The following is a 23,619-nucleotide window of genomic DNA, read 5'->3' on the forward strand; positions in this document are numbered from 1 at the left end:
GGTTGCTCCTTGGGATGAGATGAATAGCTATACGGTGGTTGCCTTGGCGGCATCAAGGCGGCATTCCCTGCATGTCCCCCTGTCATCGGAGCATTTGTGGTTCAGAGCTTTACCCCCCGCCAGCGCAAGGTCCGCATCCTGGCGACGCTTGGCCCTGCGAGCGCTAATCCCGACATGATTGCGGCGCTGCATCGCGCCGGCGCCGACGCCTTTCGCGTCAATATGAGCCATGGCGACCATGCCGGCCATGCCAAGGTGATCGCCGCGATCCGCGCGCTGGAGAAGGAAACCGGGCGTCCGACGACGATCCTGGTCGATTTGCAGGGACCGAAGCTGCGCGTCGGCACGTTCAAGGACGGTCCGGTCGAACTGGTCAAGGGTGCGCCGTTCGCGCTCGATGCCGACAATACGGCGGGCGATGCGACGCGCGTCCACTTGCCGCATCCCGAATTGTTCGCGGCGCTGGAGGTCGGCACGCGGCTGTTGATCGATGATGGCAAGTTGGTGCTGCGCGTGCAGGCGGTGTCGCCGACGCAGATCGACACGCTGGTCGAGGTTGGCGGCAAGATTTCGGATCGCAAGGGGGTCAACGTCCCCGACGTCGTCGTCCCGCTGGCGGCGCTGACCGAAAAGGACCGCAAGGATCTGACCTTTGCGCTGGAGCAACAGGTCGACTGGATCGCGCTGTCGTTCGTCCAGCGGCCCGAGGATGTGGCCGAGGCGCGGACGCTGATCGGCGGCAAGGCGGCTTTGCTGGTCAAGTTCGAAAAGCCTTCCGGGGTGCAGCGGATTGAGGAAATCCTTGAGCTCGCCGACGCCGCGATGGTCGCGCGCGGCGACCTGGGGGTCGAATTACCGCCCGAAGCGGTGCCGCCGCTACAGAAACGCATCGTCGCAACGGCGCGGCGGATGGGCAAGCCGGTGGTCGTCGCGACCCAGATGCTCGAATCGATGATCGTGTCGCCGTCGCCGACGCGCGCCGAGGTGTCGGACGTCGCGACCGCGATCTATGACGGCGCCGATGCGATCATGCTGTCGGCCGAAACCGCCGCGGGCGCCTGGCCGATCGAGGCGGTGACGATGATGGACAGCATCGCGCGCTCGGTGGAGAGCGATCCCGATTATTTCCGCCGCCTGTATTTTACCGAGACGACGCCCGACGCGACCACCGCCGATGCGTTGGCCGAGGCGGCGGGCGACATCACTCGGACGATTGGCGCTGATGCGATCATCTGTTTCACCTTTTCGGGGTCCACGGCGCGCCGCGTCGCCCGCGAGCGGCCGAACGCCCCCTTGCTCGTGCTGACCCCCAAGAAGGAGGCGGCGCGGCGGCTCGGCCTGCTCTGGGGCGCGCATGCCGTGCCGACCAAGGACATCGGCAGTTTCGAAGAGATGATCGCCAAGGGCAAGCGCATGGCGCTGCGTCACGGCATCGGCAAGGCGGGCGCAAAGCTGGTGATGATGGCGGGGGTTCCGTTCGGCACCCCCGGATCAACCAACGTGCTGCATGTTGCGACGCTGACCGGCGACGAACTGCGCGGGTATAGCTGAGCAGGATTTTCACCGTCATCCCGGCGAAGGCCGGGATCTCACCCTCGCGTTCTGACGAAGCGGCGAGATCCCGGCTTTCGCCGGGATGACGAACAGGGGGCGGGCTTCCGATGGGTGGCGATCACCAATTCGCCCACCTTTGATTCAAATCGGCACAATCCTTACCGCGCGATTCAGATAATTTTCGACCTGAGTCAGAACGGTACGACTAAAAATGGTAAACAGACTTTGCACCATTGACGCCGCGCGGCATAGTTGGTGGGTGGTGAGCGTCGGACCCGCGTCGGGGGGATTCCGCATCGCATCTCTGGAGGTCCAAGCCGCGTGTCCGCACCGTTCCGTTTTCCGCGCTTTTTCGTCACCAGCCCGGCGCCTTGCCCCTATCTGGCGGGCAAGACCGAGCGCAAGGTGTTCACCGAGCTCAGCGGCAACACCGCGAACGAGCTGAACGATGCGCTCGGCCGCATCGGGTTCCGGCGCAGCCAGTCGGTGGCCTATCGCCCCAGCTGCGCCGATTGCGCAGCGTGCGTTTCGGTGCGCGTCTGCGCGAGCGAATTTACTCCGAGCAATTCGCAGAAACGCACCATCCGCCGCAACAGCGACCTGATCGCCACGGCGTGCAAGCCGTGGGCGACCGAGGAACAATATGCGCTGCTGCGGTCGTATCTCGGCGCGCGCCATCCCAATGGCGGCATGGCCGACATGGACGAGCAGGATTTCGCCGACATGGTCGAACAGACCCCGGTAGATTCGTACATGATCGAATATCGCGAGCCGACCACCGACGGCAGCAAGGGCCGCTTGGTCGGCTGTTGCCTGACCGACCGGCAGGGCGACGGGCTGTCGATGATCTACAGCTTCTTCGACGCCGCGCACCCGCTCCGCGAGGGGCTTGGCACCTACATCATCGCCGACCATGTCCAGCGCGCCGCGCGCGCGGGCCTCGCCTATGTCTATCTGGGGTACTGGATCGAGGGGTCGGCGCGCATGGCGTATAAGGCGCGCTTCCGCCCGATCGAACGCCTCGGTCCCGATGGCTGGTCGCGGTTCGAACCGGCCGCGCCCACCGGCATCGCGGCGATGTTCGAACTCGCCTGAACTGCCGCCGCCGACGGCGGTGTACTAGTTGTGAGCTTCGTCACAGTGGCTGCTCCGCGGGCGGTTTAGATCCCCCGTATGTGCTGCAACCAGACTCCATACCCCATTGGCTTTTCACATTATTTTGCCACGCACACCGACATGACCCGGGTCATGCGGGACGATGACGGTATGTCTCAATGCTCCTAAACCTATGGGTGAAGAAGTTTGTCCAGTGTGTTTGCAATGGAATATAATGCTGTGAAGTTGTTCAATATTCTTCAAACGCCTGTCGTCCTGGGTCTGGTGGCCCTATTGCCCGGAACGGCTTATGCCCAATCGGCCGGGCAACACGCCCGCGACATGAACGACATCGCGGCCACGCCGCCGCAAGGTAGCAGCGAGCGAGACAGCAGATTTCGCCCCTATTCCGAACCCAGCTATCAATATGATGTGCGCCCTTCAAAGCCGGGGTTCTTGGCGGTGGCCTATCATGTCGATACCGGATCGACATGGGCATCGGTAGCGCACAAGAACAGCGACGACGCCAAAAAGCGGGTGTTGGCCGCCTGCAATGCGGGAACCGGCGGCGGATGCTACATCGCCGCAGCGGTTCCCAGCCCAGGCACGATATTCCTTGCCGAAGATGCAATGGGCCAGACGTGGATCAAGGAAGAAATGCGGGAATATGGCGCACCCTACACCTATGACTACAGAATAACCGATCCAGCCCGGATCGACTGTCAAGTAAAGTCCTTCGGCTGTTCGAGGATGGGGGGGTATAGCAGCGATTATATCTATCTCGATCTCGATCCCAGTATCGATCAGGTCAAGGACTATTTTCCAAAGGGTAAGCTGCACTGGAATCGCTGGGCCATGGTTGCGCGTCCGACGACGCCGACCACAGCGGCGCACAACAAAAGCTGGCTGATCAGCGGCAAGGAAAATTCGGCGGCGACCCGCAAGGAAATCCTCGATCGCTGCCAGGCGGATTCGGGCGTGCCGTGCGAAATATCGGCCTATGCCGTCAGCGATAACGAGGTGCTGACCAATGACACGGGGTCGGAGAATGGCCTGCTGGTGCATTTCGTCAACGTGCGAGGGCAAAACCGCTGGATCAGCGCCGTGGCGACGAAGCCGAAGAAGAAGAAATACAAGAAGATGTTTCGTGACGATCCTGATTTCGTGGAGGCTCCCGACCCGGTCACCGTGCAGGAGCGCATCGACCGGCTGTGCCCGAAAAGCCTGCAATGCAGGGTCATCGCCACCTACGACGCCGCGACGCCGCGGATGCAGGTTGTCGAAGATGTGAAGTGACGGCGCAGAAGATGATTTTGGAGTGATGATGATGCAATATTTCCGACCCGCCCTGCTCGGCGCGGCCACCATTTCGGCCTTCCAGCTTTCCGCGCCTGCCTACGCCTGTTCCGATCTGCCGAATATCTGCGCCGCTCAGGCGCAGCACTACCAACAGATGAACGACATCGCGGCGACGCCGCAGCGGAGCGACGACGGCCCATATGACGATGGTGGCCCAACTGGCGAGCGGCCCCGCGATCCGATGGCACAGGCGATGGCCGATATTTCAGGGATCGGCGAAGCATCGTCGGCCTTCAGCGGCGAGCTTCAACAGCGCATGAAAGACCCTGCGTTCAAGGCGGCCTATGATCGTTACCACAATGGCGGCTGGGATTTTTTTCAGGACAGCAACAATCCGAAGCCGGGCGAATATTGCTCGGCCCTGTATACCAAGGGTGACGCCATGGTCCGCATATCCGGCCCTGGGAGCGGCTATGACGGCGCCCTGCTGACATTTTCCGGACCCAACATCAGCGGATCGCCGGACGTGAAGAAGCTGAAGGTAACGCTCGATCAAAGCGACGGCACCTCGCAGTCGGTTCAGGCCTTCAATTACCAGCTTCCCGGCGAAGTTTATGCCTCCATCGCCTTTGCCATGCCGACAATCGAGGCGGGGTTGGCGGAAATGAAGGAAAAATGGGGTTTCGACGTGCTGGTCAACGGCAGGTCGGTGTTGAAAATCGACTGGGATGGCGGCTTGGCCGCGCGCAAGCAGCTCGAAAACTGCCTCAGCAAACGCAAGGCGAGCTAAGTCTATGCAAAACCGATCTCGTGTCCCGCACCTCGCCGCCGCGCTTCTGATCGCCGTCGCTTCCAGCTTCGTACCGTCTGTCGCTTTTGCGCAGGCGCTGTTCTTTCATATCGATGGCGAACCCGGCAATCGTCAGGCCTATTATTCGCAAACGTTGGTCATGGACCGCACCCCTGCGGACCAGCTGCTGGGCCCGATCGAGATCAAGCAGCTCGATGTTACCGTCATCCATGAAAACCCGGCAAAGCCTGAATGGACGATGCTGCGGGTGCATTTCGAATGCCCAAGCCTGTTGGCGCTGGCGACCCGCAAAGCTGGCAAGCGGGGTAAGCCAGACACAGCAATCGCCGAAACCTCCCCGGTAAAGATGCGGATTGGCGAAGGCAGCTCGATTTTGCGGCGCAGCGATTTGCAGAATGAAGCGCTGCCGGCTGGATTATGGACGACGACCAGCGACCCCGCCATGCTCAAGGCACGAAAACTCGCCTGCAATGGCCCCGATATCGAAAAGGCGATGTTGGCTTCCTATCAAAACCAGCGGTTCGATATGAATGCCTTCAACGCGAGGCTCCGCCCATTCGGCTTTACCGAAAGCGTCATGGTCCTGGCCGAAACAACAGCGGCCGAACAGCTGGAGCTCAGCTGGACGCGGCTGTGGCGCGGCAGCAAGCGGCCCGACCCCAGCGGCCGGTTCGCCCAGGTGGCCACCGACGCCGACCGGGCGGCGGCGATGGCCAAAATGGCGGCCATCACCAAGGAAGTCGAAACCCTGGCGGCCCAGCTGCGCGGTAAATATGAGCAGGGCATCAAGAGCCTGGCCGCCGGGTTCGAGTTCGATCAAGCGGCGGCAAAGCTGCGCGGCGACCGGAAGCCGCGCGGGATCACCGCCCAGCTGCTGATGGTGTGGCAGGCAAGGCCCGAGGAGGATGTGGTGGCAAAGATGGGGCGGCCCCTCGTCACCGATTCCGGCGATCTGCGGATCCTTTCCTACGGCCAGCAATATGACAATCGGGTTCTGGTTGGCAGCAACAGCGGCGCGACTTGGGTCGAGGGCACCTATATGGCGTGCGACGTACAGTTTATCACTATCCCCGATAAAAATGGCGTTCGCCGCGTCGCCGACGTTCGCATTCTCGTGGACAGCAACAAGCCCGGATGGGCCGGAGCCGGCACCGGCGAAGCATGCGGTGAGCTGCTACAGGCTCCCGGAAATTGAACCGGCCCAGCCGCTTTTTATATGTTGAGGACTGGGAATGAGGCTTTTTCAGATGTCGATGACGCGTTTCCTCGTGCCGTGTTTACTGGTGGTTGGCTATTTTTTGCTGCCAAGTGCCGCTTGGGCCTCCTGCCCGCCCGGAATGTTCCAAACTGGGTCGCGGGACTTTATCGCCTGCGCCCCAATTCCGGGATATAACCAAGGCGGCGACGATGGCGGTGATGAATCTAAATCCACATCGCAAACCTACAACGTACCCTATAGGCCGATTCAGCCCAGCTACATGGCGGCGGTGACGCATATCGACACGTCTTCCTATTGGGTGTCGCGGGCGCATTGGACGGCGGATTCAGCCAATAAACGGGCGCTTGCGGCCTGCAAGGCGGCGATGGGTGACGGATGTGTCCTTAACGAAACGGTATATGGATATGGCCCGTTCGGTGTGATGATCGATGCGATGGGTCTGCGCTGGATTAAATCTGGCGCTGATGTTCCCAAAGGCACACCAGAATCGATCCGATACCAAGCGCTTGCTATGCAATGCCTTAAAAGTTCATTCGGCTGCGAGTTCGAAGAAGTCATATGGCAAGGCGCCATACCAGAAGACGCCGTGCCGCCGACCAATTTCGTTACCGATAATTTTCCGCTTTATGGGGTGAAGCGGCACCATTGGGCGTTGCTTGCCAAGCCGGAAGGTGAGCCGCCTGCTGCCTGGCAGAACAAGGCCTGGTTGATGAGCGGAAGCCAGAATTCGGCGGAGGCACGCAAAGCCGTTCTCGATCGCTGCCGTGCGGACTCTGGCGTATCCTGCGCAATCGATGCCTACGTCGCGAACGGCGTGCTGGTTCGTTTTGTAGATGCAAACGGAAAAGCGGGCTGGACGAGCGCGGTGACGAAAAGGGTGATTGAGCCGCTCGGGAGCGATAGAAGGAAAAAGCCCAAGATCGACCCGGCGTCGGTTGCGGCCCGTTTAGAGCGGCAATGCTTCGTCAAGCCCTGCAAGGTTATCGCCACCTATGATGCCGCAACGCCGCGCTTGCAGGTCGTCGACGATCCCCGCTGACGATGGCGTCGCGGTTTCGGTTCGCCGCCGATCGCGATCGTTGCGCCGGTGGGGCGGCGACTATCTTTGCAACGATCCGGCCTTGCAACGATCCGGCCTTGCGACGAGGCGGCGGCGCGCCCGCCGCGACGATCGCTGCGGCTGTCCATCGCGCCCCGCGCTGGTCGGCGATCCACAATCTCGTCGCCACCGGTTGACCTTTCCTCGCTTTCAAGGGCATAGCTTTGCGTCCAGGACATTAGTCCGGGTCGCATCCGTTATGAGTTCGCCGGGGGGCTGGCGAGAGGGGGAAGGGATGCCCGTGCGCGCGTTCGTCAGCATCATGGCCAGCGACTGGGTGAGTGGCTATCGCCGCCGGTCCGTGCATTCATGAGCGAGCCGGTCAAGGTCGCGATCATCGGGTCGGGGCCGGCGGGGCTGAGTGCCGCATCGCGCGCCGCGCAGCTGGGGCTGAGCCACATCCTGCTGGAAAAGACCGACCATCTGTCGGACACGATCTTCAAATATCAAAAGGGCAAACGCGTGCTGGCGACGCCCGAGCGGCTCGACCTGCGGTCGGACTGCCGCTTTGCCGAGGGCGCGCGCGAATATATCCTCGGTAACTGGGACGAGGATGCCGCGAATAACAAGGTGAATGTGGCGTATCACGCCGAGGTTGCCGAAGTGACCGGCGCAAAGGGTGCCTTCGCGATCAAGACCACCAAAGGCGATGTCTATAACGCCGAAAATATCGTGCTGGCGATCGGCACGCAGGGCAATCCGAACCGGATGCGCTGCGAGGGCGCCGACCTGCCGCACATCATCTATCAGGTCGACGATCCCGAAGATTTCAAGGACAAGCATATCACCGTCGTCGGATCGGGTGACGCAGGGATCGAGAACGCACTCGGCGTGGCCGAAGAGGCGCTCGAAAACACCGTCACCATCCTCAACCGTTCGAAAGATTTCGCGCGCGCCAAGGCGAAGAATGTCGCCGACATGACCGAAGCAGGCGAGAATGGCTTCATGTCGATCCGCACCGAGACCCAGCCGAAGCTGGTCGAACCCGGCTGGCTGACGCTCGAAACCCCGACGGGTGAGGAAAAGATCGAATGCGACGTCATCGTCGCGCGGCTGGGATCGGTCGCGCCGCGCGGCTTTGTCGAATCGATGGGGATCGAGTTTACCGGCCCCGACCGCGAAGCCTTTCCGAAACTGTCGCCGACGTTCGAGACGACGGTGCCGGGCCTTTATGTGATCGGCGCGCTCGCTGGCTATCCGCTGATCAAGCATTGCATGAACCAGGGTTATGATGTCGTAGAATTCATCAACGGCAACGCCGCGCTGACCCCAGCCGACGAAAAGGATCTGGCGGCCATCTTTGCCGATTTGCCGCAGCAGAAATCGGTCAGCGAGTGGCTGGAATATCTCCGCACCCGCATCCGCATCTTTGCCGACGTGTCCCCGCTCCAGATGCGCGAATTCATGCTCGATTCGAAGGTCGCTTTCTATTCCAAAGGCGACGTCGTGTTTGAAAAAGGCGAGCCGGGGTCGTCGCTGTTCGCGATCGCCGATGGCCATGCGGTGGTCGAGGTCGGTCCCGACTTTACCGTACCGATCGAACAGGGATCGATCTTTGGCGAGGTCGGCCTGATTTCGGGCCGCAAGCGCGGCGCGACGATCCGCGCGGGCGAGGATGCGATCTTTGTCGAGGTGTCGCGCACCGCGGCTTTGAAGCTGATGGCAGCAGTGCCGGGCGCCAAGCGCGTGATCAACCGCATTTCGCTCGAACGCCAGTTGCTCCAGATTTTCAAGGGCGGGCTGACGGTCGAGGATCTCCAACCGATCGTCGAGGATCCGGCGATCGAGCGGTTCCCGGCGGGCAAAATCGTGTTGGCGGAGGGCGACGCGGGCGACGATGTCTATGTCATCCGGTCGGGATCGATGGTCGTCGAGAAGGACATCGGCGGCAAACCGATCTTCCTGCGCTACCTGCCCGCGGGCAGTTTTTTCGGCGAAATGGCGGTGCTCAGCGGCGCGCCGCGCAACGCTACGGTTAAGGCCGCGGTCGCCAGCGAAGTCATCCGTTTGAAGGGCGAGGCGTTCAAGGCGATGCTCGCCAAGCGGCCGCAGGTGCGCGAAGCGACCGAGGCCGCGGTCGCCGAACGTGCGGCGATGAACGACTTCATCGAATCGCGCAAAGCGAGTTATTCGAGCGCGGTCGATCTCTATTCGGACACCGCGACCTTCATCATGAAGGAGGGGTTGGGCGAGGCGACCGATGCGCTGTTGATCGACGAGAATCTGTGCGTCGGCTGCGACAATTGCGAGAAAGCGTGTGCCGACAGCCATGAAGGGCTGTCGCGGCTCGACCGCGAGGCGGGCAAGACCTTCGCCCATCTGCATGTCCCCACCAGTTGCCGCCACTGCGAGCATCCGCATTGCATGGCCGACTGCCCGCCGAACGTGATCCACCGCGGCCCCGACGGTGAGGTGTTCATGGAGCCGGGCTGCATCGGCTGCGGCAACTGCATGCGCAATTGCCCCTATGGGGTGATCCGCATGGAGGCGGCGCCGCCGCAAAAACCCAGCCTGCTGCGCTGGTTGCTCACCGGCTTCGGCCCCGGCCCAGGCGAACCTTCGCCCAAATGGACCAAGAAGCAATTGGGCGACGAAAAACCCAAGAAGATCGCGGTCAAATGCGACATGTGCAAAGGCATTTCGGGCGGCCCCGCGTGCGTGCGCGCCTGCCCGACCGGCGCCGCGATCCGCGTCTCGCCCGAAGAGTTCCTGTCGATCGCGCGGCTGGACGAGGCGACGGACTGATGGCGAGCCTGTTCCAGCGCCGCCGCAACAAGGCGACCCAGACCGAGCGCATTCGCGAACGCAAGCATGAGGGATTTCTGCGCTATGCCGGGTTCCGCTGGGCGAAGATTTCGGGCGGCCTCTGCCTGCTGATCATCGTCAGCTACGCGATGGTCGATGTCACGCCGCGGCACAATGGCGGCAGCTGGTACGGCTACACGCTGGGCACGATCGGCGCCGGGCTGATCCTGTGGCTGACCGCACTCGGTTATCGCAAGCGCAAGATGACGCGCACCGCCTGGTCGCTGAAGGCGTGGACGTCGGCGCATGTCTATCTGGGGCTCAGTCTGATCGTCATCGGCACCTGGCACACCGGGTTCCAGCTCGGCTGGAACGTCCACACGCTAGCGTGGGCGCTGATGATGCTGGTGATCCTGTCGGGGCTTTACGGCGTCATCGTCTATGCGACCCTGCCCGCGGCGCTGTCGAACAACCGCGACGAGATGACGCAGATGCAGATGCTGGAGGCAATCCGCGCGTTCGACCGTCAGTTGCACAGCGCCGCGCAGCCGCTGACCCCCGCGGACACCGCGCCGGTGCTCGCGGCGCTCGATGAAGACCCATTTGCGGGCGGCGTCGTTGCGCGGCTGTCGGGACGTTATCCGAACTGCGCAACTGCCGCGGCACTCGCCACGCTGGCGGCGTCGCACGGCAGCGACGTGGCCGCGCGCAACAAGGTCGTCGGGCTGCTCAAGCAAAAGGTCGCGGCCCTGGCGCGGCTTCGCGCGCATCTGCGGCTGCGTGCCTTGCTCGAAATCTGGCTTTATGTGCATGTGCCGCTGACCTTCGCGCTGATCGCGGCGCTGTCGGCGCACATCATCAGCGTCTTTTTCTACTGGTGAGGCGGGGACGATGAGCTTCATCCTGCGCCGTATTTCGACGACCAAGACGGGCAAGCAAATTGTCCGCGATCAGCCGCTGCCCGGCGACACGATCACGCTGGGCCGTGAGGGTAGCAACATCATTCACATCGCCGATCTGGCGGTGAACCCCCAACATGCGACGATCAGCAGCGCCGACGGACGCCATGTCCGCGTCGCCGCCAGCGAGGGGCTGGGGTTCGACCTCAATGGCCGCACCGAGGCCGTCGCAGACATCGACAGCGGCGCAGGCGGCGAGCTGCGGTTCGGCGGCCACCGGCTGACCATCGCGCGCGAGGGGGACAATATCATCCTGCTCGTCGAAAGGATCGACGAGCTGTCGCAGTCGTCGAAAGACGTCGATGAGGCCAAGGCCTTTTCGCTGCAAGGCGTGATGCTGGGCAAGCGCATGGGCGCGTGGGCGTTCGGGCTTCTGATGCTGGCGGCGTTCCTGATCGGGCCGATCTGGGCATGGTACAGCTACAAGGGCATCGACGAGCGTCCCGAGGGTTTCCACGCCGACAGCAGCTGGTCGTCAGGGCCGCTGTCGAGCGCGCACGCCAGTTTGAAGGCGGATTGCCAGTCGTGCCATGTCGAGCCTTTCGTTGCGGTCACGGATACAGCGTGCGTCAGCTGCCACACCGGCGAGCATAAGGCGATGAGCACCGCGCATGCGGGAGCGCCGACTGCGATGCTGCTGGCGGCGCGCGCGCCAGACGGCGGCTTTGACAAATTGCTCGCGAATGTCGGTGAGGTTTTCAACCGCCCGCAGGGTCGCTGCGTCGATTGTCATACCGAGCATGAGGGGGCCGGGCCAATGCCCGCGACGCCGCAGAAATTCTGTGCGGATTGCCACGACGGGATGCAGGGCAGGCTGAAGAGTGCGGGGCATCCGACGACGCTGGCTGACGCCGCCGATTTCGGTACCGGCCACCCCGAATTCCGCCCGCTCGTCCGTGCGGCGCCCGGCGCCAAGTTAGCACGCGCGGCGCCCGGCAAGGGGACGGTCGATTATAACGGACTGAAATTCCCGCACGACATGCATTTGCAGGCAACCGGCGGGGTTGCGCGCATGGCGGCGAGTTTCCGCGGACGTTATGATTTCGGACAAAAGCTGGAATGCGAAAATTGCCACCGGGTTGAGGCCGACGGGGTGCGCGTCAAGCCGGTCGAGATGGAGCGCGACTGCGCGATGTGCCACAGCTTGGCGTTCGAAACCGTGGGCGGGACGACGCGGACGCTGCGCCACGGCGAACCCGATCAGGTCGTCGCCGACCTCACCGCCTATTACCGCTCGACCCCGCCAGCCCGCCCGCTGCAACTCGGCGGGATGCAGCGGCGGCGCCCCGGCGCCTATGCCGAGGGGCAGGTGTACAACATCTATTTTAACGAGGTAGCGGTGCGGCCGAGCCGGGCACAGGATGCGGTGCGCGCGGTGTTTTCAAAGGGCGGCGCCTGTTATGATTGCCACACCATCTTTGCTCCGCAAGCCGGAAACAGCTGGCGCGTCGCGGCGGTGAACCAGACCGCGCGCTATCTGCAAAAAGGCTGGTTCGATCACGACGCGCACCGCGAAATCGACTGCGCCGACTGCCACACCGCGGCACCCGCGTCGAAAACGTCGACCGATCTGCTTGTTCCGGGCCTGCGCCAATGCCGCGACTGCCATGTCGGCGAGGGCGGGGCGCGGCTGGTCAAGGTCGAAACCGCGACCGAATCGCCGTGCGCGATGTGCCACGAATATCACTCCGACGGCGGCCAGCCGTGGGTTCCGAACCGTCAGCGGAAGGTAAATAGCGCGGCAATCACAAATAAACCCCTGCGTGGTACTTATGGTGTGAGTGGGATCACAGGCATCGGGACACGGGGTCTTTACAATGTGACGTGGCGCACACCGGCCTTGCACGGGGCAAGACGGGGCGGATAGGGTCAGGACCGGGGTCGCTAACCGGCGCAGCAGGGGACGGATGTGCTGATCGCGCAGATCACCGATATCCATTTGGGGTTCGATCCGGACAATCCGGCCGAATATAACCGCAAACGCCTCGACGAGGTGCTCGACGTGCTGATCGACGGGCCGAACCGTCCCGATCTGTTGCTCGCCACCGGCGACATCACCGATCGCGGCGACGAGGACAGCTATCGCCGTCTCGCCAACGCCTTCTCGCGCTGCCCCTTTCCGGTGTGGCCCAGCGTCGGCAATCATGATCTGCGCGACAATTTCCACGCGCAGTTTCCGGGCCTCGACGATGGCAACGGCTTTGTCCAATATGCGATCGACCTGCCCGACATGCGGCTGGTGACGGTCGACACGCTGGAGGAAGGGCGCCACGGCGGCGCCTTTTGCGCGGAGCGTGCCGCATGGCTCGACGCCGAATTGGCAAAGGCGCCCGACAAGCCGACCTATATCGTGATGCATCACCCGCCGATCGAATGCGGCATCGAATGGATGAACACCCATCCCGAAGAACCCTGGGTCACCATGTTTACCGATGTTTTGCGCCGCCACCGCCAAGTGCGTGGTTTGATCTGCGGCCACCTTCACCGCAGCGTCACCGTGGCGTGGGAAGGGCGCACCGTCGCCATCTGTTCATCGACCGCGCCGCAGGTCTCGCTCGACCTGCGCCCGATCGACGCCGAGCGTCCCGATGACCGCCCGATGATTGTTGCCGAAGACCCCGCCTATGCGCTGCATCGCTGGAACGGGCGCGAGCTGGTGAGCTTTTACGACTTTGCCGGCGCGCATACGATGCTGGCGAAATATGATGCGAATTTGCAGCCGCTGGTCCGCGAGTTGAAGGCCGAGCGGCCGGTATAGTCTAACCGGTCATCGGTTTGGATCGTCATTGCGAGCGAAGCGAAGCAATCCAGAGTGGCGTAACCCGCTCTGGATTGCTTCGCTTCGCTCGCAATGACGACGTGGTTTGTGGCTGGGCTTAATACCCCAACGTCAGATCGACCCGCGGCTCGACCGCCTCGCCCTTCTGCCACCGCTCCAGATTCTCCAGAAACCGCTGCGCCGACCGCACGAACATCTTGTCCTGCGCGCGGCCGGACAGGTGCATGGTGATATGCGCGTTGTCGAGGCTCCACAGCGGGTCGTCGGCGGGGAGCGGTTCGGGGGTCGTGACGTCGAGGAAGGCGGCGGCGATTTGCTGTTCGTTCAGCGCCGCGACCAGCGCGGCCTGATCGACGACGCTGCCGCGCGCGATGTTGATCAGCGTCGCGGTCGGTTTCATCGCCGCGAGTTCGCTGGCGCCGATCATGCCGTCGGTTTCGGGGGTTGCAGGGACCGCGAGGATTACCCAGTCGAAGTCGCTCAGCTGTGCGCGCCATTGATCAGGGGTCAGCGTGTTCGGGCCGGGCGAGCGGCGCACGACGGTCACGTCGACCGCAAAGGCCTTCAACCGCTCCTCGATCAGCTTGCCGATCGCGCCATAGCCCAGCAGGAGAGCTTTCGAGCCAAACAGTTCGACCTTGCCGGGCGAGTCCATCAGCCATTCGCGGCGCTCCTGCGCGCGGACGACATCGCGATAGCCTTTGGCAACGGTCAGCATCCCCATCACGACATATTCGGCGATGGTGATCGCGTTGATCCCGGCGCCGTTGGTGACGATGGTGCCGCGCTGGGCGAGCAGGTCGAGCGGCATGCCATCGACCCCGGCGTAGATCGAGTTGAGCCATTTGAGGTTGGTCGCGGCGGTGATGACCGCCGCCATGTCCTTTTTGTCGTACATATCGAACCAGCCGATCTCGGCGTCGGGGGCGAGAGTGAGCGCCTCGTCCTTCGACTGGAAAAAGCGCGGTTCGACCCAGTCGGGCAGGCAGTTTTCGACGAGCGGGCGGATGAGTCCCGACAGGACGGTGACGGTTTTGGTCATGAACGATCCTTTTGATCCTCCCCATCGACTTGCGATGGGGAGGTGGCATCGCGGAGCGATGACGGAGGGGCTTTGCCGAAGCTGCGCAGGCGATCTTCGACAATGTCGATAATAGATTGGGCGACGGTTTCGGCGCTGTCCAGCACATCTCTGGCCGGTATGCGAAGCGTGTCGATGCGATTTTCGCGCAGGAAGTGATCGCGACGCTCGTCGCGAGCGGGGCGGTCGCCCATGTCGTGCGACACACCGTCGATCTCGATCGCGAGATTGGCCCGGGCGCAGAAGAAATCGAGGATGTACGGTCCGGCGGGGTGCTGTTTGCGGAACTTATGCCCATTGGGTGAGAGGCGCAGAATTCGCCAGAGGATGGCTTCCGGTAGGCTCAGTTCGCGGCGGAACTTCCTGGCGCGGTGGACGGATTTGGCCGGTTTTTCAGCACGCATCGTCGTTGCCCCTCCGTCAGCCCTGCGGGCTGCCACCTCCCCATCGCAAGTCGATGGGGAGGATTGTCTATACTTCCAGCCGCCAGTCCCAACCGAGCGGGTCGCCGTCCATCACTTCGACACCGGCGGCGGTGAGGTCGTCGCGGAGTTTGTCGGATGTCGCGAAGTCCTTCGCCGCGCGCGCTTCCTTGCGACGGGTGAGCGCGGCTTCGATTTCGGCCTCGGTGATAGTGGCGGATTTGGGACGGATGCGGAGGTCGGTGCGGGTCAAATTGCCGAGATCCAATCCCAGGACAGCGTCCATCTCGGTAAGAATCGTTAGTCGCTTGTCGGCGTCGATCTTCTTCGCGAACAACAAATCTTCAAGGGCAGTCAACGCGACCGGTGTATTCAGATCATTGGAGATTGCCCCATCGAACTGCTCCATATGAGTGGACAAAATCGTTTCGAGAGATGTGGGCTGCCAATTCGGGGAGACAGCTTCTTTCAGCTTTTGGTAGCCCATCAATATCCGCTTCAACCGCGTCAGCGCCGCGCCCAAACCCTCCCACGAAAACTCCAGCTCGCTGCGGTAATGCGCCTGCAGGCACATCAGGCGGTAGGCGAGGGGGTGGTAGCCTTTGTCGATCAGCAGTCGCAGGCGCAGGAATTCGCCCGCGCTCTTGCTCATCTTGCCGCTGCGTTCGATCAGGAAATTATTGTGCATCCAGATGCGCGCGCCGCTGGCGTCGCTGCAACTGTGCGCCTGATTCTGCGCGATCTCGTTCGGGTGGTGGATTTCGCGGTGGTCGATGCCGCCGGTGTGGATGTCGAACGGAAAGCCGAGCAGCGCTTCGGACATCACCGAGCATTCGAGATGCCAGCCGGGCGCGCCGCGGCCCCAAGGGGAATCCCATTCCATCTGACGCGTTTCGCCCGCGGGGGTCTTGCGCCAGATCGCGAAGTCGGCGGCGTGACGCTTGCCCTCGACTTCTTCGATGCGGCCTTCGCCATCTTCGGTCTTGGCGCGCGCCAGCGCGCCATAGTCGGCGACGGTCGAGGTGTCGAAATAGAGGCCGCCGTCCAGCTCATAGCAATGCTTGTCGGCGATCGCCTTTGCGAATTCGATCATCTGCGGCACATAATCAGTGGCGATCGACCAGTGGGCGGGCTGACGGATATTCAGCGCCTTCACATCGGCCCAATAGGCCTCGGTATAGTGGCGCGCGATGTCCCAGATCGACTGCGCCTTTTCCGCCGCCATTTTTTCCATCTTGTCCTCGCCCGCATCGGCGTCGTCGGTCAGGTGGCCGACGTCGGTGATGTTGATGACGTGGGTGAGCTTGTATCCCTTGAACGACAGCGTGCGGCCCAGCGTGTCGGCAAACACATAGGCGCGCATGTTGCCGATATGGGGGTAGTTATAGACCGTCGGGCCGCAGCTATAGACGCGCGCCTCACCGGGGTGGACGGGCTGGAATTCTTCCAGCTGGCGCGTCAGGCTGTTGAACAGCATCAGCGGCTGCAGGGCAGGGGCGTCGGTCATATTGGCGCCCATGCCCCGACCAGCCGGTCAGCGTCAACCGAAACGCTTGGTCGCCGTCACTCCGCCGCCGGACAGGTGCCCGCCGGATCGCATTCGTCGAGCGTCGGCGTCCACAGATCGTCATTGCCCGCGCCGGTCACCGGATCGTCGAGCAACGGCTCGCCGCTCAGCGGATCGAGGTCGCGCATCGTGATCAGCGGCACCGGCAGGCTCTGGCCGCTGCCGTCATCCTCCTCGGCATCAGCCTCTTCCTCGATGACGTCCTGCACCGGGAAGCTGTTTTCGTCGTCGATGAAGGCGCAGGCGCTGGCGCTGGCAATCAGGCAACCGTTGAAGGTCGAGCGCGGATCGAAGCTGCCCGCGGCGGGTGCGACGCCGCCGATGGTCAGCAGCGGAATGGTGTCGAGCCCGGTCACCTGACCCGTCGGCCCCAATCGCACTCCGTTGACGACGATCCGCGACGCACCGCTGGTGACCACGTTGAGCCCGCCCGCGCCAAAGGTCAGCCCGCGGCGGCTGGCAAAGTCGGTTCCGGCGCCACTGTTCTGGACATAAAAGCCGCCGACGACTTCGGCGCGGATACCGCGTGCGAACAGAGCCCCTTCGTTGATCAGCACCCCGTCGTTCTGCGCCAGCCGCGTCTCGATCGCGTCGGTCGTCGTCGCCGCGCCGACATCGCCGATCGCGGCGGTCGTGGCGACGATGATGTCGTCGGATACCATGTTGAGCTGTCCGGCGGCGGCGGTGCCATTGACCAGCCGCACCGTGCCCTGGCCCAAAATGACCTCGAGCGCGTCGTCGGCGAACAGGTTGAGCGCGTTGGTATCGGACAGGCCGGTCAGCTCGACATTGCCGATCACCCGCATCTTGCCCGGAGTGCGGATGGTCAGCGCGCCATTGGCACCCAGATTCGACCCGGCCGCGCCGCCAGCAAGGGTGAAGCTGTCGACGATGATGTCGGGCGGCGAACTGCTGCCGACCGACGCGTCGTTGACCACTTCGACCTCGGGCGCAAAGATTTCGATGTCGGTGCCGAACAGCCGCGTCAATTCGCTGGCATCGAGGTGGAATCCGTTGCGCGTTCCGGTGCCGCCGACAAAGGTCTGGCTGAACACGTCGTTATTCTCGATCGACAGCGTTTCAGTGCTGCCCGCGGTGCCGACGCGGGCGCCGGTGGCGATGATGATGTCGTTCGATTGCAACGCGATATTGCGAGCGGTCAGCACCCCGTTGATAACGATGTCGCCCTCCGAGGTGATGTCGGCGGCGTTCGCGGCCAATTGCGCGATGATGATGTCGTTGCCGTTTTCAGAGGTCAGCGTGGTGCGACCCGCGACGACGCTGGAGGTAATCGTCAGCGTCCCCGACCCGTTGGTCACCACCGCGTCGCCGACATCGGCGTCGAGCACGGCAAACACGATGTTGCCGCCGGTGCCCAGGTTAATACTGTCGCCGGTCACGGTGACCGGGCCGGTCGACAGCAGCCCGGCCGATGTTACCGCGCCGTTGCTGGCGGAGAGCAGCGTCGCGCCGCCCGCCTGAATATTGGTCGAATTGACGCCGTTGGTCCCGGTCAGGGTCAATTGCCCCGTGCCGGTGGTCTGGGCGCGGGTGATGTCGATGCGGTCGCCGGTCAGGGTCATGTCGCCCCCGGCGCGAACGCGCCCGCCGATGATGTTGCCGGTCGTGACGAGCGACAGGTTGCGCCCCGCTTCGAGGGTGCTGACGAACGCGCCGCCGGGGCTGGCCAGGGTTGTCAGATTCGCCGCCGCGGCGGTGATCGTGACGTCGCGGCCCGCCGCCACGGTGCCGGTGGCGTCGAGCGTGCCAGTTGCCGTTACCAGAACGTCGGTGAAGGCGTTGAGGCCCGCCAATGCGGTGTCGCCGCCCTGGGTGCGAATGTCGCTGCTCCCCCCCGTGACGCCCTGACCCAGCGTCGTCGCGCCGTTGATCGCGATCGCGCCGGTCGTGGTGACCAGAATGTCGTCGGCGGCCGACAGGGTCGCGGCGGTGATCGCGCCGCCTGCGGTCAGGAAGACGTCGGCACCATTCGTGGCCGAGACACCTTCGCCCTGACTGATCGTGAAGCCGCTTCCCGCCAGATAGCCGAGGGTGGCACTGTCGGCGCCGGTGCCGGTCGCGCTGACGCTGTTGGCCGTAACATCGCCAGCCGCGCGCACCTCGACATCGTCGCCTGCCGTCACGCCGCTGAGCGCGGCATTGGTCCCGGCGATGACGAGCATGTCCTCGCCCGCGCTGGCGCCGGTCAGCGCCGCCGATCCGCCCGCGCTGACCCCGAACATCCGCGCCGCCGCGCTGTTGGTCAGCGCGGCATTGCCCGCGGCTTCGACATACACATTGCCCTGTGCGACGCCGCCATTGCCATCGACATAGCCGCCGTTAGCGGTCGCCGACGCGGTGATATTGGCATCGGAATTCAACCGGACATCGCCGCCCGCAACAAAGGTGCCGATCAGGTCGCCCGCGGCAAAGATCGAGATCGTCCCGGCGACATCGGCGGCGTTCACCGCGACGGAGCCGCCCAGGCCAAAGGCGAAGAAGGACGCGTCGCCGGTGACTGCGCCGGTCAACGCAATGCTGTCTCCGACCGCATTAATGTCGCCGCCCGCCGCGATGTTGTTTCCCGTTATCGCGTTGATGGCGGACAGACTGACTGTGCTGCCTGCATCGATTGCAGCGAACGTGACGCTGTCGCCACTGATGCTGGTCGCCTGCCCCGATTGCAGGGTGCCGGTGGTTGTGACGGCGCCCGAAGCCGTCAGCGTCAGATTGTCAAACGCCGACATGCTCCCGCCGCCGATAGTACCCGCCGATGCGGTGAGGACGATGTTCGACAAATTGGGCGGCGTGGCGTTGATCTGGAAGCCGCTGGCGCCCGTGGGGCCGACCGGCAGATAGGTCAGCGTCGCGCTGTCGGGTCCGGCCCCGGTGGTCGTCAGGCCATTGGCGATGATCCCGCCCGCTGCGATCGCGCTCAGATCGTCGCCCGCGGTCAGGTTGGTCAGCGTCGCGGTGGTCCCCGCCAGCACCAATATATCTTCACCAGCCGCGATCCCGCTGAGCGCCGCCGATCCACCGGCGTTGACGCCGAACATGCCCGTCGCGCTGCTGTTGGCGAGGGTGACATTGCCGACCGCATCGGCAAACACGCTGGCCGCGATCGGCGGGCCGCTGCTCGAACTTTCAAAGCCGGTGGCGTTGGCCGACGCGTTGATGTTGGCGCCCGACCGCAGCCGCACATTGCCGACGGCATTATAGGTGCCGGTGATGTCGCCACGGGCCGAGATCGCGATATCGTCGGCGATGTTTGCCAAGTTTATCGCAATCGGTCCGGCGCTGCTCGCGGCAAACAGCGACGATGCGCCGGTGATCGTACCGGAGATGGCGATCCGCGTCGCGATCAGGTTGACGTTGCCGCCCGCGGCAATCGATCCGCCGCTGATCCCGTCGGCACCCGCGACATTGCCGCTTGCGGTCAGCGATACCGACGCCCCCGCGTCGATATTGTTGAAAATGATCGACTGGCCATTGACCTGAACGAAGCCGCCCGCGGTCGAATTGCCCAGATCGACCGCGCCGGGCGAGGTGACGATGATGTCGCCGCCGGTAATGATCGAATTGAGCCCGGTGCGGAAACTGGCGCCGCTCGCGGTGAAATCATTGGCGGCCTCGGCATGCTCGACCGACGCCGCGCCCACAGCGGTCATCACGATATTGCTGGCGTCGAGCCGGTCGACGGCAATGGCGCCCAGGGTGGAGGTGAGCGACAGCGTGCCGCCCGCGTCGAGCAAACTGCCCGAAGCACCGCTGATGCTGCCTGCGCTCGCGGTCAGATTGCCGACGGCCTGGAGTGTCGGCGCGGTGCCTTCGCGGGCATCGTGCCGGATGTCGATCTGGTCGCCGACATCGATGGTCAGGTTGCCGCCAGCACTGATTGTGCCATTCGACCGGGCATAGGCGCCGAACGAGCTGTCGGTGCTCAGCACCATGTTGCCCGTCGTCGCGATCGTGCCGCCGTCGGCAGCGAAGAAAATGCCCGCGGGCGCTTCATCGGTGTCGTTGTTGGTCGGCGGTGCGTCGCCGAAGGCTTCGGCGGCCAAGCTGGTCATCCGAACCGCGCCGCCGCCCGACGTGCGGATTTCGATGCGCCCCGCGACATCGCCAGTGGCGGCGATCGTCGTCACCCCCAAGTTGACCAGCGCCGCCGTCTCTCCGCCTGCCGCTTCGATCAGCGCCCGGCCCGCGACCGATTGCTGAACCGCGCCAGCGGCGCCATTGCCGCTGGTCCCGGTGCCGCCCGCGCCGCCGGTGCCGGCCGTGCCGCCGACCGTGATGCTGACCGGGCTGCCGCTGGAGGTGATCGTGCCGCCATTGGCGAACACGCGTACCGTGCCGCCCGCGGCGCCGCCGCCGTTGCCGCCGTCGCCGCCGACAAATCCCGCACCAAAGCCGTTGAACGCGCCGTCGCCGCCGCTGCCGCCCGACCCTTCGCTGCGCAGCGAGACCAGCCCGCCAGCATCCGAATCGAGGAAGATGGTGGCGCCGCCGCTGGCGATCATTTCCAGGGTGCCGCCGCTGCCTGACCCGCCGCTACCGCCCACTGCACCGACGGTCTCGCCGCCGAAAAACGACGATCCGGCGCTGCCGCCATTGCCGCCGATGCCGTCGATCTGGAAATTGGCCTGGCTGAGCGTGGCGCGCCCGTCGCCGCCGGTTGCCTCGATCCGGCCCGTGCCGCCGGTGCCGTCACCGCCGTCGCCGCCCGCACCATTGTTGCCGAATATTCCGTCGCCGCCGCGCGCCGAGGCATCGACGCTCATCACCAACGGATTGGCGTCGAAATCGGTGACGATGATCTGTGCCAGGCCGCCGAGCGCGTCGCCGCCGCTGCCACCGAGCAGGCCGAAGCCGCCATTGCCGCCCAAAGCCGCAGCTGTGCTGATAACCGCGCCGGTCGCGTTCAGAGGCGCAGCGACGTCGATCGTTGCCGATCCGCCCCGACCGTTGCCGCCATTGCCGCCGATGCCGACGCCGGTAACCGATCCTGAACTGCTGGAGGCGAACACATTGCCGCCGCTGCCGCCGAACCCGCCCGCTCCGGCGATCAAATCGCCGGTGTTGAGCGTTCCCGACACCATCGTGATCGCCGCCGTGCCGCCTTGACCGTTGCCGCCCAGCCCGCCGGCTTCGACAATGCCGCTGCCCGAGCTGAAATTGCCGCCAGCGCCGCCCAAACCCTCGGCAAAAGCGGTCGTGGTTCCGCTCACGGTAACCGTGGCGCCATCGATCCGGATCGTCGCGCTGCCGCCAATGCCGTCGCCACCAGGGCCGCCGGGCGTAACGTTCGCGGCATTGTCGTCGCTACCATCGGGACCGGTGCCGCCGGTGCCGCTCGCCGAAACGGTGACCGAGCCGCTGTTCAGCACGCCGCCAAGCAGGCTGACCGTCGCGGTGCCGCCGGTGCCGGTTCCGGCGGTGCCGTCGAACGCGGCACCCGCTTCGGCATTGGCGCCGACCAGCAGGTCGCCGAGCTGCGCCGTGCCGCCGGTCATCGTGAACGCCGCCGCCCCGCCGGTGCTGCCGCCCGTCGCCGAATCGATCAGGCCATCGGCAAGGATCGCCAGCATACCGCCGGTGAGCAACTGGCCGCCGCTGACATTGATCGCGGCGCTGCCGACCGCACCATTGGCGCCGCCCGACGCCAGCGTCAGCGCGCCGGTGGCGCCGATGACTCGTCCGGCGCCCAAGTTGAAGGTTGCGCTGGCGTCGCCGGTAAAGCTGCCGTTGCCTTGGACCAGAAGACGCCCCAGATGTGGGGGCGGGACAGAGGTGAACGGCCCGCCCGTTGGCACCTGCAGCAGCGGCTGGCCCAGCAGTGCGCCGCTGGCACGCGCCACGGTGTCGCTGCGGAACAGCGTGTCGTTGATCGTGATATTGGCGGCGGTCGCGTTCGCCGGAGCGCCGTCCAGTTCGCCGCCAAAAATGTTGTAACCCGCCGACAGGCGCACTGCGCCGTCGGGATCGGTCTGCGCCGATACCGCATCGTCATACCCGATCGAACCCGAAACGAGCATCGTGACCGCGTCGTTTTTGGGCATCGCGACCATATAGATGCGGCTCTGGTCGATGTCGCCTTGGGCGTGCGCCGGACCGGTCGTGCTGCCGGTGTGGGTGATGACGTTGCCACCCTCGGCGCCGACCAGCACGTTAATGTCGAACAGGCCGGTGTTGATACGGATGTCGGTCTGTTCGGCGGCGACATAGGCGGCCGACCCATCGACGCGGACGGCGCCCGCCTGGACGATCCGCGGCGCGACGACCGCGACATAGCTGCTGCCCGGATTGAAGGCATTGGCGGCATTGATATTGCCGTTGACGGCGACAGCCGCCGTGCTGCCCGACGCGCCGCGAAAGCGGATTTCCCCCGCTGGACCAAACAGGCCGTCGGTGGTGATCACGTCGTTGGTGGTCAGCACCAGGCTGCCGACATTGATCGCGGCGCCATTGCCGATCAGGATGCCGCCCGCGTTATAGAACCAGATATGCCCGTTTTGCAGGTTTGGCAGGCCCGAGATCGACACAACGCTGTTGACCGTCCCGTTGAGCGCAATCTGGTCCGCAATCGGGGTGCCCGACGCTGCGATAAAGCGGTTGAGGACGACATAATCGACGGTATTGCCGACAAAGTTCAGCGTGTTTCCCGACGGCAGAAAATCGATGATGCCACCGACCGGCGCATTGGACGGGGTCCAGTCAATGATGCTTTGCGGGCCGTTCACGTTGACCGTCGACGGGTTTACCCCGGTGCCGGCGGTCGTGCCGCCGGGCAGCGTCGTGATCGTTCCCGACCCTGCGACCTGCGCCAGCGTTGGCCCGCCATAGGCCAGCGCCATCAGGCCCGCGCCGATCGCACAGCTGGTCAGCAGACGGCGCTTGCCGACGTTGCCGGGTGCGGGGGTGCCAGATATTTGGGTGCCAGATACTTCGGTGACGGTGGCACGCATGGCGATGGTCCTTGATGCAATGGT

General features: G+C 64.2%; 15 protein-coding genes. 11 read left to right on the forward strand and 4 right to left on the reverse strand.

The genetic code is table 11. The features are described 5' to 3' along the window. Nucleotides 1-96 precede the first annotated feature (96 nt). The 11 genes from pyk to J2X44_RS06590 all read left to right on the forward strand — a co-directional run bounded on the left by pyk (nucleotide 97) and on the right by J2X44_RS06590 (nucleotide 13,539). The gene (pyk, locus tag J2X44_RS06540; RefSeq protein ID WP_310088722.1) at nucleotides 97-1,551 is read left to right on the forward strand and encodes a pyruvate kinase; all 1,455 of its coding nucleotides are present in this window, start codon (nucleotides 97-99) and stop codon (nucleotides 1,549-1,551) included. A gap of 324 nt (nucleotides 1,552-1,875) precedes the next feature. Continuing rightward, nucleotides 1,876-2,649: an arginyltransferase gene (locus tag J2X44_RS06545; RefSeq protein WP_310088723.1), complete on the forward strand. Its 774-nt coding sequence runs from the start codon at nucleotides 1,876-1,878 to the stop codon at nucleotides 2,647-2,649. A gap of 342 nt (nucleotides 2,650-2,991) precedes the next feature. Further along, entirely contained in the window at nucleotides 2,992-3,945 is a 954-nt protein-coding gene (locus J2X44_RS06550; protein ID WP_310249223.1) for a hypothetical protein, read from the forward strand. Nucleotides 3,946-3,973: 28 nt separating this feature from the next. After that, nucleotides 3,974-4,738 carry a hypothetical protein gene (locus J2X44_RS06555; RefSeq protein WP_310088725.1) on the forward strand — a complete coding sequence of 255 codons (765 nt, stop codon included), beginning with the start codon at nucleotides 3,974-3,976 and terminating at the stop codon, nucleotides 4,736-4,738. Further along, complete coding sequence (locus J2X44_RS06560; protein ID WP_310088726.1) at nucleotides 4,677-5,954, forward strand: hypothetical protein; 1,278 nt, start codon at nucleotides 4,677-4,679, stop codon at nucleotides 5,952-5,954. Before J2X44_RS06555 ends, J2X44_RS06560 begins: the two co-directional genes overlap by 62 nt. Before the next feature lie 52 nt (nucleotides 5,955-6,006). Then, nucleotides 6,007-7,017, forward strand: coding sequence for a hypothetical protein (locus J2X44_RS06565; RefSeq protein ID WP_310088727.1), 1,011 nt, complete (start codon nucleotides 6,007-6,009; stop codon nucleotides 7,015-7,017). 2 nt (nucleotides 7,018-7,019) lie between these two features. Next, nucleotides 7,020-7,214, forward strand: coding sequence for a hypothetical protein (locus J2X44_RS06570; protein ID WP_310088728.1), 195 nt, complete (start codon nucleotides 7,020-7,022; stop codon nucleotides 7,212-7,214). Nucleotides 7,215-7,386: 172 nt separating this feature from the next. After that, a complete protein-coding gene (locus J2X44_RS06575) occupies nucleotides 7,387-9,822 on the forward strand; it encodes a cyclic nucleotide-binding domain-containing protein (RefSeq protein ID WP_310088729.1) in 2,436 nt (811 codons plus the stop codon). Beyond that, on the forward strand, nucleotides 9,822-10,703 hold the full coding sequence (locus tag J2X44_RS06580; protein WP_310088730.1) for a hypothetical protein: 882 nt from the start codon (nucleotides 9,822-9,824) through the stop codon (nucleotides 10,701-10,703). The genes J2X44_RS06575 and J2X44_RS06580 overlap by 1 nt, the downstream gene beginning before the upstream one ends. A gap of 10 nt (nucleotides 10,704-10,713) precedes the next feature. Beyond that, the gene (locus tag J2X44_RS06585) at nucleotides 10,714-12,648 is read left to right on the forward strand and encodes a cytochrome c3 family protein (protein ID WP_310088731.1); all 1,935 of its coding nucleotides are present in this window, start codon (nucleotides 10,714-10,716) and stop codon (nucleotides 12,646-12,648) included. 42 nt (nucleotides 12,649-12,690) lie between these two features. Next, the gene (locus J2X44_RS06590; RefSeq protein ID WP_310088732.1) at nucleotides 12,691-13,539 is read left to right on the forward strand and encodes a phosphodiesterase; all 849 of its coding nucleotides are present in this window, start codon (nucleotides 12,691-12,693) and stop codon (nucleotides 13,537-13,539) included. A gap of 118 nt (nucleotides 13,540-13,657) precedes the next feature. On the opposite strand, the gene J2X44_RS06595 is transcribed toward J2X44_RS06590, so the two are convergent. The 4 genes from J2X44_RS06595 to J2X44_RS06610 form a co-directional block, all read right to left on the reverse strand. After that, the gene (locus J2X44_RS06595; protein ID WP_310088733.1) at nucleotides 13,658-14,602 is read right to left on the reverse strand and encodes a D-2-hydroxyacid dehydrogenase; all 945 of its coding nucleotides are present in this window, start codon (nucleotides 14,600-14,602) and stop codon (nucleotides 13,658-13,660) included. Continuing rightward, the gene (locus tag J2X44_RS06600; RefSeq protein ID WP_310088734.1) at nucleotides 14,599-15,045 is read right to left on the reverse strand and encodes an endonuclease domain-containing protein; all 447 of its coding nucleotides are present in this window, start codon (nucleotides 15,043-15,045) and stop codon (nucleotides 14,599-14,601) included. The genes J2X44_RS06595 and J2X44_RS06600 overlap by 4 nt, the downstream gene beginning before the upstream one ends. A gap of 67 nt (nucleotides 15,046-15,112) precedes the next feature. Then, the gene (gene cysS / locus J2X44_RS06605) at nucleotides 15,113-16,570 is read right to left on the reverse strand and encodes a cysteine--tRNA ligase (RefSeq protein WP_310088735.1); all 1,458 of its coding nucleotides are present in this window, start codon (nucleotides 16,568-16,570) and stop codon (nucleotides 15,113-15,115) included. Between the two features lie 56 nt (nucleotides 16,571-16,626). Then, on the reverse strand, nucleotides 16,627-23,595 hold the full coding sequence (locus J2X44_RS06610) for a hypothetical protein (protein WP_310088736.1): 6,969 nt from the start codon (nucleotides 23,593-23,595) through the stop codon (nucleotides 16,627-16,629). Nucleotides 23,596-23,619 lie beyond the last annotated feature (24 nt).

Source organism: Sphingopyxis sp. BE259 (assembly GCF_031457495.1).
In the GTDB taxonomy this organism is placed as follows: Bacteria; Pseudomonadota; Alphaproteobacteria; order Sphingomonadales; family Sphingomonadaceae; genus Sphingopyxis.